Origin of the sequence: Micromonospora sp. MW-13, assembly GCF_003434305.1 — a bacterium.
Taxonomy (GTDB): Bacteria; Actinomycetota; Actinomycetes; order Mycobacteriales; family Micromonosporaceae; genus Micromonospora.
In genome coordinates this window covers 16,399-31,115 of record NZ_QKKX01000083.1, presented here as the reverse complement: position 1 = coordinate 31,115, position 14,717 = coordinate 16,399, and the positions used below count along the sequence as shown (strand labels likewise).

At 72.5% G+C, this 14,717-nt stretch carries 15 protein-coding genes and 1 pseudogene; 8 read left to right on the top strand and 8 right to left on the bottom strand.

The genetic code is table 11. From position 1 onward, the window contains the following. Positions 1-179 precede the first annotated feature (179 nt). From C5N14_RS29730 to C5N14_RS29715, 4 genes are read left to right on the top strand one after another with little or no spacing between them, the layout of a single operon-like run. Positions 180-1,562 (top strand): aspartate aminotransferase family protein, encoded by a 1,383-nt coding sequence (locus tag C5N14_RS29730; protein WP_207892933.1) that lies wholly within the window; start codon positions 180-182, stop codon positions 1,560-1,562. Further along, on the top strand, positions 1,562-2,749 hold the full coding sequence (locus C5N14_RS29725; RefSeq protein WP_117672960.1) for a mandelate racemase/muconate lactonizing enzyme family protein: 1,188 nt from the start codon (positions 1,562-1,564) through the stop codon (positions 2,747-2,749). Before C5N14_RS29730 ends, C5N14_RS29725 begins: the two co-directional genes overlap by 1 nt. Then, a complete protein-coding gene (locus C5N14_RS29720) occupies positions 2,746-3,588 on the top strand; it encodes an amidohydrolase family protein (RefSeq protein WP_117672958.1) in 843 nt (280 codons plus the stop codon). The genes C5N14_RS29725 and C5N14_RS29720 overlap by 4 nt, the downstream gene beginning before the upstream one ends. Next, positions 3,585-4,409: an SDR family NAD(P)-dependent oxidoreductase gene (locus tag C5N14_RS29715; protein WP_207892932.1), complete on the top strand. Its 825-nt coding sequence runs from the start codon at positions 3,585-3,587 to the stop codon at positions 4,407-4,409. Before C5N14_RS29720 ends, C5N14_RS29715 begins: the two co-directional genes overlap by 4 nt. A gap of 162 nt (positions 4,410-4,571) precedes the next feature. On the opposite strand, the gene C5N14_RS29710 is transcribed toward C5N14_RS29715, so the two are convergent. The 8 genes and pseudogenes from C5N14_RS29710 to C5N14_RS33880 form a co-directional block, all read right to left on the bottom strand. Then, complete coding sequence (locus tag C5N14_RS29710; RefSeq protein ID WP_117672957.1) at positions 4,572-5,612, bottom strand: ADP-ribosylglycohydrolase family protein; 1,041 nt, start codon at positions 5,610-5,612, stop codon at positions 4,572-4,574. Positions 5,613-5,643: 31 nt separating this feature from the next. Further along, on the bottom strand, positions 5,644-6,450 hold the full coding sequence (locus C5N14_RS29705; protein WP_117672955.1) for an energy-coupling factor transporter transmembrane protein EcfT: 807 nt from the start codon (positions 6,448-6,450) through the stop codon (positions 5,644-5,646). Continuing rightward, the gene (locus C5N14_RS29700; protein WP_117672954.1) at positions 6,450-8,216 is read right to left on the bottom strand and encodes an ABC transporter ATP-binding protein; all 1,767 of its coding nucleotides are present in this window, start codon (positions 8,214-8,216) and stop codon (positions 6,450-6,452) included. The genes C5N14_RS29705 and C5N14_RS29700 overlap by 1 nt, the downstream gene beginning before the upstream one ends. Continuing rightward, complete coding sequence (locus C5N14_RS29695; protein WP_117672952.1) at positions 8,213-8,989, bottom strand: transcriptional regulator; 777 nt, start codon at positions 8,987-8,989, stop codon at positions 8,213-8,215. The genes C5N14_RS29700 and C5N14_RS29695 overlap by 4 nt, the downstream gene beginning before the upstream one ends. Further along, complete coding sequence (locus tag C5N14_RS29690) at positions 8,986-9,606, bottom strand: ECF transporter S component (protein WP_117672950.1); 621 nt, start codon at positions 9,604-9,606, stop codon at positions 8,986-8,988. Before C5N14_RS29690 ends, C5N14_RS29695 begins: the two co-directional genes overlap by 4 nt. Before the next feature lie 14 nt (positions 9,607-9,620). Further along, positions 9,621-10,418 (bottom strand): GntR family transcriptional regulator, encoded by a 798-nt coding sequence (locus tag C5N14_RS29685; protein ID WP_243640227.1) that lies wholly within the window; start codon positions 10,416-10,418, stop codon positions 9,621-9,623. A gap of 330 nt (positions 10,419-10,748) precedes the next feature. Further along, entirely contained in the window at positions 10,749-11,387 is a 639-nt protein-coding gene (locus C5N14_RS29675; protein ID WP_371685935.1) for a zinc-binding dehydrogenase, read from the bottom strand. Further along, positions 11,361-11,627 (bottom strand): annotated as a pseudogene (locus C5N14_RS33880) (alcohol dehydrogenase catalytic domain-containing protein); the annotation flags it as partial. The pseudogene C5N14_RS33880 and the gene C5N14_RS29675, both read right to left, overlap by 27 nt. Positions 11,628-11,640: 13 nt before the next feature. On the opposite strand from C5N14_RS33880, the gene C5N14_RS29670 reads away from it, so the two are divergent. The 4 genes from C5N14_RS29670 to C5N14_RS29660 all read left to right on the top strand — a co-directional run bounded on the left by C5N14_RS29670 (position 11,641) and on the right by C5N14_RS29660 (position 14,696). Then, positions 11,641-11,922, top strand: coding sequence for a hypothetical protein (locus C5N14_RS29670; RefSeq protein ID WP_117672946.1), 282 nt, complete (start codon positions 11,641-11,643; stop codon positions 11,920-11,922). Between the two features lie 201 nt (positions 11,923-12,123). Continuing rightward, a complete protein-coding gene (locus tag C5N14_RS32785) occupies positions 12,124-12,657 on the top strand; it encodes a hypothetical protein (protein ID WP_207892930.1) in 534 nt (177 codons plus the stop codon). Beyond that, entirely contained in the window at positions 12,608-13,420 is an 813-nt protein-coding gene (locus C5N14_RS29665) for an MFS transporter (protein ID WP_207892929.1), read from the top strand. Before C5N14_RS32785 ends, C5N14_RS29665 begins: the two co-directional genes overlap by 50 nt. Positions 13,421-13,490: 70 nt before the next feature. Then, a complete protein-coding gene (locus C5N14_RS29660; protein WP_117672944.1) occupies positions 13,491-14,696 on the top strand; it encodes an NAD(P)/FAD-dependent oxidoreductase in 1,206 nt (401 codons plus the stop codon). The last annotated feature ends 21 nt before the right edge of the window (positions 14,697-14,717 follow it).

The following is a 14,717-nucleotide window of genomic DNA, read 5'->3' as shown; positions in this document are numbered from 1 at the left end:
GTTCGGAATTCGGCGCGCCGACGTGTTGACCTCCGCGATCAGGCGTGCCTAATATGCCGAACATCGTTTGGCAATGCCGAACAATGTTCCGGAAATTTGGCAAGTTCCTCCTGCGGCGGACAACACCGCGGCGCTGCGACCGGGCTGGGTCGCCGCGCCGCACCGATGAGGAGTTAGGTGTGAATCCACGATCGGCCCCGTCCGGTGCCACCCTCGCCGAGCGGGCGCGCCGGGTCATCCCGGGCGGCGTCAACAGCGGGCAGCGCAGCATCCCCGGCCTCACCGAGCTGGTGATCGCCCGGGCCTCCGGCGCGCACTTCTGGGACGCCGACGGACGCCAGTACACCGACTACCACGCGGCCTTCGGGCCACCCCTGCTCGGTCACAACGACCCCGACGTCAACGCCGCCGTCACCGAGGCCGGCAAGCGGCTGGACCTGTGCGGCGTGGCCGTCACCGACGGCGAGGTACAGCTCGCCGAGACGCTCGCCGAGCTGGTCCCCAGCATCGACAAGGTGCTGCTCACCAGCACCGGCAGCGAGGCCACCTTCCACGCCCTGCGGGTCGCCCGCGCCGCCACCGGCCGGCGCCTGGTGGTCAAGTTCCAGGGCTGCTACCACGGCTGGCACGACTCGGTCAGCCTCAACGTCATCTCCGCCCCGGACAGGGTGGGCACGGTCGACCCGATCTCCACCGGCATCCTGCCCGAGGTCCTCGACGCCACCCTCGTGCTGCGCTTCAACGACGCCGCCGCCGTCCGGGCCGCCTTCGCGGAGCACGGCGACGACATTGCCGCCGTCATCGTCGAGCCGGTGCCGCACAACATCGGCTGCGTCCTGCCCGAGCAGGAGTTCCTCCGGGCCCTGCGCGACGAGTGCACCCGGGCCGGCAGCGTCCTGGTCTTCGACGAGGTGATCACCGGTTTCCGGCACGACCTCGGCGGCTGGCAGAAGATCAGCGGGGTCACCCCCGACCTGACCACCCTCGGCAAGGCCATCGCCAACGGCTACCCGATCGGGGCGCTGGGCGGCCGGGCCGACCTGATGGACCTGTTCAGCACCCGTCCCGGCGCGCCCGCGTTCTTCGCCGGCACTTACAACGGCCACCCGGCCGTGGTCGCCGCCGCCATCGCCACCCTCGGCAAGCTGCGCGCCGAGCCGGTGCACGAGCACGTCTACCGGCTCGGCGAGCGGACCCGCGCCGGCATCACCGACGCCCTCGCCGACCTCGGCGTCCCCGCCGTGGTCGCCGGGCACGGCTCCGTCTTCGTGACGTACTTCATGCCCGGACCCGCCCCGCGCAACTACGACGACCTGCTGCGCAACGATGCCGGCATGTTCATCGGCTACCGTCGGCGGATGCCCGAGCACGGCATCTTCGAGCTGCCGCTGAACCTCAAGCGCAACCACATCTCGTACGCCCACACCGACGCCGACATCGACCACCTGGTCGAGGCGACCCGGGCGGCCGTGCGGGACACCCTCGCCGCCGGCGGGGTGACCGAGCTGGCCGGCACCGCCACCATGGGCGGCGCGGCCCCCGTCCGGGGAGGACGGCGCTGATGCTGACCGTCGACAGGACGCGTCCCGTCGGCCCGGCCGGGCGGATCAGCCGGGTGGAGACCCGCACCCTCGGCACCGCCTGGCGGGACTTCTCCTACGTCCGGGTGCACACCGACGCCGGGCTGACCGGCGTCGGCGAGATCACCCACCCGTACCGGGGGCGGGAGACCTGCCAGCTCGCCGAGGCGATGGCCGGCCGGCACCTGATCGGCGCCGACCCGTTCGACGTCGAGGAGATCTGGCTACGGATGTACCAGGGCGACTTCCTGCGCGGTGGCGACGTCGGCGGGATCGTCGTCTCCGGCGTCGACCAGGCCCTCTACGACCTGATGGGCAAGGCGCTGGGCGTGCCCGCGTACCGGCTCACCGGCGGTGCCTGCCGCGACCGGGTCCAGGTGTACGCCAACGGCTGGTACACCGGCGACCGGGAGCCCGCTGCGTTCGCCGAACGGGCCGTGGCCACCGTCGCCAAGGGGTACTCGGCGCTGAAGTTCGACCCGTTCGGGGCCGGCCTGGGCGAACTCTCCCGCACCGAGCTGCGCCGCTCCGTCGACATCGTCGCCGCCGTGCGGGCCGCCGTCGGCGCCGACGTGGAGCTGTTCGTCGAGGGGCACGCCCGGTTCGCCATGCATACCGCCGCCCGGCTCGTCCGGGAGCTGGAGCCGTTCGACCTCGGCTGGTTCGAGGAGCCGCTGCCGTGGACCCACATCGAGCGGTACGCCGAGCTGCGCGCCCGCGCCAGTATGCCGATCTCCGGCGGCGAGCACTTCCACAACCGCTACGAGTACGCCCGGCTGTTCGCCACCGGCGCGGTCGACATCATCCAGCCGGACCTGTCGATGGCCGGCGGGTTCACCGAGGTGCGCAAGCTGGCCGCCATCGCCGACCAACACGCCATGGTCGTCGCCCCACACAACTCCAACTCGCCGCTGTGCACCACCGCCTCGGTGCACGCCGTCCTCGGAATGCCCAACTTCAAGATCCTGGAGACGTTCGACGGCCTGCTGGAGGACTACGTCTTCGACGCGGTGCGCGGCGCCCTGCCGGTGATCGACGGGCACATCGCTCTGCCCACCGCCCCCGGCCTCGGCGTCACCCTGGTCGACGAGGTGTTCGTCGAGCACCCGCCGAGCCACGGCTTCTGGAACATGTTCGCCGAGGGGTGGGAGAAGCGGGACCGCCGATGATCATCGACGTGCACTCGCACCTGTTCGACTGCCCGGACCACGTCGGCGACCCGTTCGCCGCCGAGGCGGCCCGGGCGCACGGCGGCGAGGTCGACCTGACGGTGCGGTGGTCGCAGTACGCGGCCACCGCGCCGGCGGACACCCGCACCATCGTCGTCGGCGGCAAGGCCCGCCGCTCCGGGCTCTGGGTCGACGACGCCGCGGTGGCCGCGTACGTGGCCGCCCGGCCGGACCGGCTGATCGGCTACCTCGCCCTGGACCCCACCCAGCCCGGCTGGCGCGACGAACTGGAGCACGGCCACCGCGACCTCGGCCTGCGCGGCATCAAGCTGATGCCGATGTACGCCGGCTTCGACCCGGCCGACCCCGCCTACGACGACCTGTACGCGTACGCCGAGCGGCACGGCCTGCCGCTGCTGGTGCACACCGGCACCACGTTCGTCTCCGCCGCGCCGCTGCGCTACGCCCTGCCGGTGCACCTCGACGAGGTGGCCATCCGCCGCCCCGGGCTGCGCATGGTGCTCGCCCACCTCGGCCACCCGTACGAGGGGGAGTGCATCGCGGTGATCCGCAAGCACCGGCACGTCTACGCGGACGTCTCGGCGCTGCACTACCGGCCGTTCCAGCTCTGGCACAGCCTGCGCCTCGCGCAGGACTACGGGGTCTGGGACAAGCTGCTCTTCGGCAGCGACTACCCGTTCACCACCGTCGACGCCTCGATCGAGGGGCTGCGCGCAGTGGGCCGGGTGCCCGGCATTCCCGGCCTCGACCCGCTCGACGTCGACGAGGTCGAACGGCTGATCCACCGCCCGTCGCTCGACCTGCTGGGGCTGGCATGACCACCGACCTGACCTCGTTCGACCTGACCGGCCGGCTGGCCGTGGTGACCGGCGCCGCGCGCGGGCTCGGGATGGCCTTCGCCACCGGGCTCGCCGCCGCCGGCGCCGACGTCGTGGCCGTCGACCGGCCCGGCGTCGACCTCAGCCCGGTCGCCGCCGCCATCACCGACCAGGGCCGGGCCTGCCACCGGTACGCCTTCGACCTGGCCGACACCGAGGCCATCGCCGGATGGGTCGACGACCTGCGCCGGGCCCACGGCCCGGTGCACGTGCTGGTCAACAACGCCGGGGTGGCCCGGCTGGAGCACTTCAACGAGATCACCGTCGCCGGCTGGCGGGAGCTGATGCGGGTCAACGTCGACGCCGTCTTCTTCCTCGCCCAGCGGATCGCCGAGCACATGATCGCCGACGGGGTGGCCGGCCGGATCGTCAACGTCTCCTCCAAGAACGGCCTGGTGGCCGAGGCCGGCCTGGCCCACTACAACGCCTCCAAGGGCGCGGTGGAACTGCTCACCCGGTCACTCGCCGCCGAGCTGGGGCCGCACGGGATCACCGCCAACACCATCGCCCCCGGCATGATCGCCACCGGCATCGACGGGGAGTTCCCGTTCGACCGGGAGGCGTTCGAGGCGGCCTGGGAGCGGCGCATCCCGCTGCGTGGCGGGTACGGCACACCGGCCGACTGCGTCGGCGCGCTGCTGCTGCTGGCCTCGGACGCAGGCCGGTACATCACCGGCACCCACCTGGTGGTCGACGGCGGGGTGCTCGCCGACCAGATGCCCCGGCTGCGCTTCATGCCCCCGTACCGGGGCACCGTCTAGCCACCGACCGTTCCTGGCCGCGCCACCGGGGCCTGGCGGCAGGGGCCCCCGAGCGGAGGGGACCCCGCGCCGCCGGCGTCCGATCCCCCGCCGCCGCCGTGGGCGTTGAGAGCGTTGCCCGACGTCGCCTCCCCCGGCCTACGGGTCGCCTCCCATGGCGGGTCAGTGACGGTGGTCGAGCAGCGCGTCGGCGAGCTTTTCGGGGTCGATCCCGTTGACCGCCCGGAGCTGGTCGAACAGGTCCCGGGGAATGGCGGACAGCCCGCTGACCGCGCCGGCCATCCCGGTCGCGATCGCGCCGATGGTGTCGGTGTCCCCGCCCAGGTTCGCCGCCAGCACGGCGCAGCGCAACGGGTCCGCGCCCGAGCGGACCAGCAGACCAATCGCGGCGGGCACCGACTCGGCAGTCGCCACGCCGCCACCGACCAGGTCGTAGAGGTCGGCGAGGAAGTCGGCGTCGTCCCCGGGTTGCCGCGCCAGGTCGGCGGCCCACCGGGCGCGGCGGACCACCGAAGGGCTGACCACCTGCTCGCCCCGGGTCGCGCCGAGCCGGCCCGCCTCGTACCCGACCTCCAGCGCCTCGGCCAGCCGGGTGGGCCGGTCGGCCGAGCCGGGCGCCTCGACGGCGGCGCTGATGGTGCCCGCGACGAGGCTGGCGCCACTGATTGCCACGCTGGTGTGGTGGGACATCAGCGAGGCGGCCACCACCCCGTCGACCAGCGCGTCAAGTCGGTCGCTGCGGTGCAGCAGGCCGACCGGGGCGATCCGCATGGCGGCGCCGTTGGTCTCCCCGCCCTTGCCGGTCTCCGCCGGGTCGGCCCCCTCCCGGAGCCGCCGGATCGCCTGGGCCGAACTGGGGCCGAGGAAATTGCCCTCGCTCGCCCCCACCCGGTCGGCCCACTCGACGAGGTGTCGGGCTACCACGGCGGTGTCCACAGTGCCGCCCGCGGCGAGGATCGCCTCGGCAAGCATGTACGTCTGCTGCGTGTCGTCGGTAACCTGGCCGGCGACGAAGCCGTCCACCACGAAGTGGCCGTCCGGGCCGGGGAGGAAACGGTCGATCCAGCCGAAGGTCGACACGACCCGCTGGCGTGGCCACAGCTCGCCGGGCATGCCCATGGCGTCGCCGAGCGATACCCCGGCCAGGCAGCCCCGTGCCCGATCCGCCGTGGTCACGGTGTCCAGCGTCGCTCGGTCGGTCATGTCGGTACTCCATTCATCGGTTCTACAGTGGTCACAACGATCCCCATCCCGTCAGCCGGGCCCAGACGACCACGCCGACCACCACGGCGGTCACCACGGCGATGGCAGGATCACGCCAAGTCGGACGCAGGATGGTCAGCGCGGTGGGTTGCCGGGTGATGCCGTAGCCGCGGTTCAGCATCGCGGCGGCCAACTCCTCGGACATCCGGATGCCGGTGGAGAAGAGCGGCACCATGATGGTGGTGTAGGCGCGAATCGCACCGATCATCCCACCGTCGATCTTTGCGCCCCGGGCCCGCTGGGCGTCGAGTACCTGGTTGGCCCGGTGCTGCATGGTCGGGACGAACCGCAGGGCGGTCATCACGATGAAGACCACCGGAAACGGCAGCCGGGCCATGCGCATCAGGGCGACGAAGTGCTCCACTGGCGTACTGACGATCAGCGCGGCGGTCAGGCACACCATGGTGAGGATCCGCAGGCCCAGGTTGGTGCCGTGGGCCAGGCCGCCGACGGTCAGCGGCAGGCCGTCACCGAACCAGAGGTGCACCAGCACCCGGGCGGAGGAGGATGAGCCGAAGTCACCGGGGCCCCGGCTGAGCGCCGCGAAGACCAGAATCAGGACGACGACCGGGGTCAAGGGCGCCAGTAGCTTGCCCACCTGCCGCCTCGGCACGCCAAGCGCGGGCAGGAGCAGCAGCGAGCCGACGGCCAGCAGTGCGTTGGGCAGCGGGTGGGCGAACTGGAAGGTCAACACCACCGCGACCACGAAGACGAGGAGCTTGGTGCGGACGTCCATCCGGTGAAGAAGGCTCGTGCCGGGCCGGTACTCGAGGAACATCAGGCCTCCTCCCACAGTTCGACGAACGCTTCCACGGTGGTGACCGGGGGCAGCCCGAGCCGCCGGGCCAGGCGGGTCACCTGGGGTGCGACGAGTTGGGTCCCGGCGAGCAGGTCCTCGTCGGCGAAGAGGTCGGCCACCGGGAGGTCGGCGCGGAGGCGCCCGGCGTCGAACACCAGCGCCCGATGTGCGTACTCGGCGACCAGGGGCATGTCGTGGGTGACCATCAGGATGGTCCGGCCGGCCCGGTTCAGCTCGCGGACCAGATCCATGATCGCCCGCGCGCCGCGCCAGTCCTGGCCGGTCGTCGGCTCGTCAACGATGAGGATCCGGGGTTCCAGGGCCAGGACGCTGGCCACCGCCAGGCGCTGCCGCTGCCCCTTACCCAGCCGGAACGGATGGTGGTCGAGGTGGGCGTGCATGCCCACCAGGTCGAGCACCTCGCGTACCTTCTCCTCGATCCGGTCGTCCGCCCAGCCCGCGTTGCGCAGCCCGAACGCGACCTCGTCGCGGACGGTCGGGGCGAAGATCTGGTGGTCCGGATTCTGGAAGACGTACCCAACGTCGGTGGACAGGTCGCTGACCGAGCGGTCGCCGGTGGGGTTGCCGTACACCCGCAACTGGCCGGCGGTGGGACGGAGCAGGCCGTTGAGGTGCCGGGCGAAGGTTGTCTTCCCGGCACCGTTACGGCCGAGCAGGGCGACGAACTCGCCCTCCCGGACCCGGACGTCCACGTCGGACAGGGCCTGGACCCCGGAGGGGTAGCGGTGGCCGAGGCCGGTCGCCTCGATCACGACGGCCGCGTCCGCCGGAACCGCCGGCTGCGGGGCACGGGCGCTGGCGCGTACCCGGGCGGTGACCGGCAGCCGGTCCTGGAGCATGGCGACCGCCTCGTCCAGGGTCACCGCCGTCCGGTCGGCGGGCAGCCGGCCGGCCTGCTGGAGCGCGTGGCAGACGGTGGTCACGTGCGGTGGTCGCAGCCCCACCGCCTCGGCCCGCTTCGCGGCGGCGAAGAACTCCGCCGGTGGGCCGTCGTGTACGAGGGCACCGTCGTGCAGGACGATCAGCCGGTCGGCCCACTGCGCCACGAGTTCCGGCTCGTGCTCGACCAGGACCACGGTCCGGTCCCGGTCGGCGGCGACCTGCTCCACCACCGCGAACACCTGGGCCGTACCGGCCGGGTCCAGTTCGCTGGTCGGTTCGTCGAGCACGAGGATCTCCGGAGCCATGGCCAGGATGCCGGCGATGGCCAGCCGCTGCTGCTGCCCACCGGACATCTGCCCGGTGTCCCGGTCGGCCAGCTCGCCGAGGCCGACCGCGTCGAGGGCCCGGCGGGCCCGGTCGAGCACCTCGGCGCGGGGCAGCCCGAGGTTTGCCGGGCCGACCGCCGCGTCGTCCAGCGCGATCCGGCCGGTGATCTGCGACTCCGGGTCCTGCATGACCAAGCCGACGTGCCGGACCAGGTCGACCACGTCGTGTTCGACGGTGTCCAGGCCGACCGCGGTCAGGTACCCATGCATCTCACCGTCGTGGTGGTGCGGGACGAGCCCGTTGAACATCATCAACAAGGTGGTCTTCCCGGCCCCGGTGGCGCCCATGACGGCGACCCGCTCGCCGCGCCGGATCTGGAAGGAGATGTCGGTGAGCTGGCGCTCGGTGGCCGACCGGTACCGGAAGCTGACGCCGTCGGCGCGCAGCACGGCGTCTTTGTCGTCGGTGCCCCGCGGCTCGCCGCCGGCGGCTCGGGTCAGTCCCCGGGTGGTCATGGTGCCTCCTCGGTCAGGTCGGCGACCACGTTCACCGGCAGCGCATCGGGGAAGGCGGCACGGACCGTGGTCAGGTCAGTCGGGCGGCAGCTCACCAGGACGCAGGCCGACGGGCCGGCGGAGCGGTCGACCGGTACGGGATGGTCGGTCCGCCAGTCGACGGTGAGCCCGGCGCTGGCCGCGAGCTGCGGCACCTCCCAGGCCAGGCCCTTGGAGCCCACCGGGAGCGCGTCGTGGACGACGCCGCTGGCGAGTAGGGCCCGCAGGTCGGCGAGGGCGACCAGGTCCGGGTGGCCGGGGACGACCCGGTCCCGGGGTGCCGAGCGGGGCAGACCCAGGCAGACCACCACGTCCCCCGGGCGGGAGGCCCCGGGGCGCAACGCCCCGTGAGCCGCCTCGCCGAGGACGGTCACCCCGACGCCGGTGGCGACGGTGGGAACGTTGTCCTCGGTCGTACCGGTGACCCGGTCGGCGTCGAGGCCGACCTCGGCGGCGAGCGCGACGACCGCGCCGATCATCTCCCGGCCCTGCGGGTCGGCCTCCACGCAGAGCGTGTTGACCACGAGCGTCGGGGTGGCTCCGGCACAGAGCACCTCCAACAACGGCACGCGGGTGGCGAAGTGCGCGACGGTCGACGCCGGTACGGCCACCGTGTCGTGCGGCTTCGGGCCGATGCCGCCCACGGAGTCGCAGGCGACAACCAGGCAGCCGTCGGTGAGGTCGAGTACGGTGAGGTCCCGGACTCGCCGGACGCCGCGTACCGCGCCGGTCATCTGGTCCCCTCCTCTGCGAGGCCGGCGGAGCGCAGGGCCCGGGTCGCGGCGGCGGCGACCAGGATGTTGATCGCCGACCCGACGGTGAGCGGCAGCACGAGCGCGGCGAAGAGCCCGACGCCGCCGATCGGGATCATGATGGCGGCGCCGCCGACCCCGTTGAGCACGATGCCGACGACGATCGCGAGCCAGATGTTCACCCGGCGGGCCAGCAGGCCGAAGATCGCCACGAAGACGGCCATCTCGGCCGCGACCAGCAGGTGGACGGGGAGGCCGAGCGGGAAGCCGGTGGTCAGGGCGGAGAGCAGGTGCCCGAGCGCCCCGACGATGGACCCTTCGAGCGGGCTGAACGCGGCGCCAGCGAGGAAGGCGGGCGCGGAGTCGAGCGCCACCGTGCCGGTCGGGCTGGGCAGCTTGATGAACGCGCCGACGGCGCTGAGCGCGACGAGGATGGCGATGCGGGCGATCCGGCGGGGGGTGAAAAAGCGCGCGGCACCGCGACGGCGCTCGACCCTCCGAGCTTCGGCATTGCTCGTGCCGGTTCCTTCCTGCGCTCGGAAACCGTCACGAGGCTCATCCGGACCGTGCTTGATGTTTCGCTCGCTGCGCTCGCTCATGGGGGAACCTCCGGTCAGCTTTCGGTGGTGGGGGGTGTGTGAGGGGAACCGGCCGCCTCGAGGTCGAGGTCCGTGCGGATGGTGAACCGGTCGGCGCGCAGGACGCTCTTGACGTACTCGACTGCGCGATCGGCGGCGTCGTAGGTGACCCGTTCGACCAGGAAGGCGGGGGTGCCGGCCCGCTGGTCGAGGCAGGTCGCCTCGAAGTCGTCGAGGACGGTGGCGGTGAGCTGCTCATGCCCGCGTACCGGCTGGACGCCGAAGGCGCGCAGCGAGTCGTAGAGCGACCGGTCGTTCAGGTCGACGCCGAGCAGGGGGGCGCACCGGTCGGCGGAGAGCCACACCGTCTCCAGCGACACCGGGCTGCCATCGAGGGAACGGACCCGGCGCAGCTCGATCACCGTGTCCGGGCCGTCGGCGACCCGGAGGACCTCGCAGAGCCGGGCGGAGGGACGGACGGTGCCCATAGCGAGGACCTTCGAGCGGACCCGGTGCCCGCGCCGGGCCAACTCGGCGGAGAACCCGTGCAGGAACCGCATGTCGTGCTCGACCCGGGGTTCGGCCACGTACGTGCCGTCGCCCTGCCGCCGGTTGACGAGCCCATCGCGTTCGAGCCGGGTCAGCGCCTCGCGGACCGTGGCCCGGCTCATGCCCAACTGCTCGGCCATGGCCCGTTCCGTGGGCAGCCGGCTGCCCGGGGGGAGGTCAGGGCCGCCGAGCCGCTGCCGCAACGCCTCGTAGACCTGGTAGTACGCGGGTACCGGCCGGGTCTCGTCGACGACGACATCGCTGATGTCGGCGGGCTCGTACATGATCACCTCGGAGCATTGGGCGGCTATTGGTCCTGGACGGTAGACCAATAACCGCCCAATGACAATGGCCTGGTCACGCTGCATCTTGGGGTGACCCCCGCAATGGGCTCCCGGACGCATCCGAGTGGGCGAGGTCGCGGCGGGCGACGGCGGGCAGCGCCGACACTCGTCGCCGCGGGGCCGCGTCACCGTCTTCGACAGCTTGCCCCGGCAGCTCGAACAGGACGAGTCGGTCGCCCGGCGGGACGGGCTGAAGCCGCGCACCGTCCTCGGCGACATGCGCGACCTGTCGACGTTCCCGAACTGCTCGTTCGACCTGGTCGAGCGGGGTCAGGGTGCGAGCACGAACCGGTACCGGGCTTGTCCGTTCCGCAGCCGGTCGACCGCGAGGCCGGCCCGGCCGAGCGGCAAATGTTCGGTGCGTGGCCGGACGCCGTGGGCGGCGGCGAAACGCATGGCATCCTCGATGTCGACGGGGGTGCCGGTGAGGTGACCGGTGATGATCTGGGCGTTCATCACCAACTGCGCCACGGGCACCTGTAGGGCTCCGCCGTCGACGCCGATCAGGGTGAGCCGGCCGCGCAGGCGCAACCCGGGCAGCAACGCGCTGAGCGGCCCGGACGTGGGCACCGTGCCCAGGATCAGGTCGGCGCCGCCGAGTTCGGCCAGCGCCCGGCCGGGGTCGCCGGCGGTGGCGTCGAGGTAGTGGTGTGCCCCGAACACGGTGGCGTCGTGCTGCCGGTCGGTGCCGCGGGCGATCGCGACGACCTCGTGTCCCATTCGGGCGGCGAACTGCACGGCCAGGTGGCCGAGACCGCCGAGGCCGTACACCGCGACCCGAGATCCCGGTGGCAGGTGCGCCTCACGCAGCGCGTTGAACGTGGTCACGCCGGCGCATCCCATCGGCGCCGCGTCGGCCGGGCTCAGCTCGTCGGGGATCCGGGCCAGGGCCTCGGCGGGAACTGTCACCATCTCGGCCCAGCCTCCCGGGTAGGACAGGCCCGGGATGCGCCGGTGCGGGCAGTGAACCTGGTCGCCGGCGCGGCAGCTGCGGCAGTGGCCGCAGCTACCGCCGAACCAGCCGACGGCGACGCGATCCCCGGGCTGCCAGCCGGCGACCTGCGCGCCGACCGCGTCGATCACGCCCGCGATCTCATGCCCTGGCGTGATAGGGAAGCCGCCGGCGGGCGTGGCGTCGCTGACGGTGCCGAGGTCGGAACCCGTGGCCTACCTTCAGATCAGCCTCGACGTCAGCGCGGACAACCGTCCCGCCGCAGCCGGCGTCTACCGGCAGTACAAGCAGCCGTTCCTGGAGACCGTCGGGGGCGCCACGAGCAAGGAACTGCTGGTCCGTGACGAGGATGTGCAGGTACTGCACGGCTTCGCCACCGCCGCAGACACGCAGGCGTACCTGTCCAGCGACCTGTTCACGAAGGACGTCGTCACCGCCCTGCAGCCCTACCTCAACGGGGCCCCGGACGTGCGTATCTACGAGACCCCCTGACCCTGTCGCCAGAGACGCCGTGGTGGCGTCGGTTGCCGTGCCGGCGTCACCACATGGCGCAGCCGGACGCCGCCCTCTCGCCGGACGCGCTGGCTTCCCCGCCGGCCTCGACAACGCCCTGGCCCCCGACCCTGATCCGGTTCCTCCGCCAGGTCCCTGTCCCGCCTTGGCCGCGAACCCGTCGCGCAGACAAGGACTGCTGTGCCCGAGCTTGAACACCCCGTCAGCACCGGCCTCGTCTCCCTCAGGCCGACCCAGCCGGCCGTCGACGCCGTCCAGCGGCGCACCATGACCGTGCTGGTCATCGCACAGATCATCGGCACCGTGGGCGTGGGCGTCGCACCCTCGATCGGCGTGCTGCTGGCCGGAGCGGTCACCGACAGCGAAGCCTGGGCGGGTCTGGCCCGCACCGGGAGCACGCTCGGCGCGGCGCTGGTGGGCCTGCCACTGGGCAACCTCGCAGCACGCCGCGGACGCCGGGTCGCGCTGGCCACCGGCTGGTGGACGGCCGCCGCCGGTGGCCTGCTGCTGGTCGCCGCGGCGCAGTGGAGCATGATCGTTCCGCTGTTCGCCGGTCTGCTGCTGATCGGCGTCGGCCTGGCGGTGAGCCTGCAATCCCGCTTCGCGGCCACCGACCCTCGCGCAGCCGCACCAGAAGGCCCGCTCGCTGGCCCTGGTGGTCTGGGTGGGCACGCTCGGCTCCGTGCTCGGCCCGAACCTCGGCGCGCCCGGTGAGGTCATCGGCGCCGGTACCGGGCTCACGGTGTACGCCAGCGCGTTCCTCATCGCCGCGGTCTGCCTGGCCATCGCCGGTCTGATCGTGTTCGTCTGGCTGCGTCCCGACCCGCTGTTGTTCCTCGGGCCTGGCACGCCCGCCCTGCCGGCAGGTCCCGGGGGCAAGCAGCCGGGCCGCATCCGCAAGGTGATCGCCGAGCTGCGTGTCAATCAGCGGGGCCGGGTGGCGGTGATCGCGGTCCTCACCGCGCAGGTGGTGATGGTCGCGATCATGACCATGACGCCGGTGCACATCGCCCACGAGGGCGGCTCGATCACCATCATCGGCATCACGATCAGCCTGCACATCGCCGGCATGTACGGCCCGTCCCCGCTCGTGGGTATGCTCGCCGACCGCTACGGCCACCGGGCGGCGATCGTCGCCGGGATCGGCATCTTCCTCGCCTCGCTGCTGATCGGCGCCGCCAAACCCGACAACACCGGGTGGATCATCGGGTCGCTGATCCTGCTGGGAATCGGCTGGTCCTTCATGAACGTCGCCGGATCCGCGCTGTTCAGCCTGGTCGTCTCCGCCGAGACCCGCGCCTCGTCCCAGGGCAGGGTCGACGCGCTGGCCAACCTCTGCGGTGCGACCGCCGCGTTCCTGTCCGGCCCGCTGCTCGCCGCCACCAGCTTCTCCGTGCTGTCCCTGCTGGCAGTGGTCACGCTCATTCCGCTGATCGCCGTGCTGGCCGGCCGGCCCCTCACCCGGCGGACCAGGTAGCCCCACCAGGGCGCAGACGCCGACGTCCACCCGCGTGATGTCCCCTCATCCCCCCAAGACGGAGATGCCCATGTCGCCTGTCCACCCTTCGCACGACGTCGTCGTGGTCGGGGCCGGCGCGGCCGGCCTCACCACGACGGCCGCCCTGCACGCGGCCGGACTCGACACGGTGTGCCTGGAGGCACGCGACCGCACCGGCGGCCGGCTGGCGACCACCAGCGACGAACTCGATCTGGGTGCCACCTGGTTCTGGGACGGCGAACCACGGGTTGCCGCGCTCACCGTCCGGCTCGGCATCGCCGTCTTCGAACAGCATCGTGCCGGTGATGCGATCGCGGAGAGGCCCACCGGTATGCAACGGGTCGCCGGCAACCCGATCGACGTGCCCGCCTACCGGTACCGGCCGGGCGCCGCAGCGCTGACCGCCGGCCTTGCCGCCCAACTCCCGGACCGGGTGTTGCGGCTGTCGACCCCGGTCACGGCCATCCGCTCGGACGACGACACGGTCGAAGTGCACACGGACGCCGGACGCCTGCACGCCGGTCATGTCGTGCTGGCGATCCCGCCGGCGCTTGCCGTGGCGGGTATCGACTTCCACGGTGCGCTGGAGCCGCAGCTGGTGCGTCTCGCCGAGGCCACCCCGGTCTGGATGGGTGGCGTCGTCAAGGTCGTCGCCACCTATCACGCCCCGTTCTGGCGGGCCGCGGGCCTGGCCGGAGCCGCGATCAGCTGGACCGGCCCGCTGCGGGAGATCCACGACATGTCCGGGCCGGACGGCATGCCAGCCGCCCTGTTCGGGTTCGCCCCCGCCGCTGCCGCCGGTCCCGGATTCGCCACGGCCGTGACCACCCAGCCGGCCCGGCTGTTCGGACGGCAGGCGGCACAACCCGAAACACTGCATGTGCAGGACTGGAGCGCCGAACGGTGGACCTCACCGCCCGGAACGCAGCACCTGATGGACTACGGCCTGTTCGGGCATCCGGTTTACCAGCAGGCCGCCCTGGCCGGCCGGCTGCACTGGGCGTCGACCGAGACCGCCACCGTCCACGCCGGACACGTCGAAGGTGCTCTCCTCGCCGGCGAGCGAGCTGCCCACGCCGTCCTCGCTGCCTGTTCCGCGCAGCGAGCCGGCATGGGACCGGCGGCCGCCGCTCCACCACCAAGTTCTCGCTCTCCGTCGACGGGGTCTGGCAGGGCCGTAGCCAGTTGGAAGGCGCCACCGGCCCGGCAAACCGGCGGCAACTTCGGTCCAGGTGACGCACCCACACCGAACTGACAGGAAACTACGGACTCAGGA

Excerpts from the sequence above, each read along its gene's own strand:
- C5N14_RS29705 (WP_117672955.1), bottom strand. The coding sequence starts at position 6,450 with ATGTTCCTCGAGTACCGGCCCGGCACGAGCCTTCTTCACCGGATGGAC.
- C5N14_RS29685 (WP_243640227.1), bottom strand. The coding sequence starts at position 10,418 with ATGTACGAGCCCGCCGACATCAGCGATGTCGTCGTCGACGAGACCCGG.
- C5N14_RS29720 (WP_117672958.1), top strand. The coding sequence starts at position 2,746 with ATGATCATCGACGTGCACTCGCACCTGTTCGACTGCCCGGACCACGTC.
- C5N14_RS29725 (WP_117672960.1), top strand. The coding sequence starts at position 1,562 with ATGCTGACCGTCGACAGGACGCGTCCCGTCGGCCCGGCCGGGCGGATC.
- C5N14_RS29660 (WP_117672944.1), top strand. The coding sequence starts at position 13,491 with ATGTCGCCTGTCCACCCTTCGCACGACGTCGTCGTGGTCGGGGCCGGC.
- C5N14_RS29710 (WP_117672957.1), bottom strand. The coding sequence starts at position 5,612 with ATGACCGACCGAGCGACGCTGGACACCGTGACCACGGCGGATCGGGCA.
- C5N14_RS29690 (WP_117672950.1), bottom strand. The coding sequence starts at position 9,606 with ATGAGCGAGCGCAGCGAGCGAAACATCAAGCACGGTCCGGATGAGCCT.
- C5N14_RS29715 (WP_207892932.1), top strand. The coding sequence starts at position 3,585 with ATGACCACCGACCTGACCTCGTTCGACCTGACCGGCCGGCTGGCCGTG.
- C5N14_RS29695 (WP_117672952.1), bottom strand. The coding sequence starts at position 8,989 with ATGACCGGCGCGGTACGCGGCGTCCGGCGAGTCCGGGACCTCACCGTA.
- C5N14_RS29700 (WP_117672954.1), bottom strand. The coding sequence starts at position 8,216 with ATGACCACCCGGGGACTGACCCGAGCCGCCGGCGGCGAGCCGCGGGGC.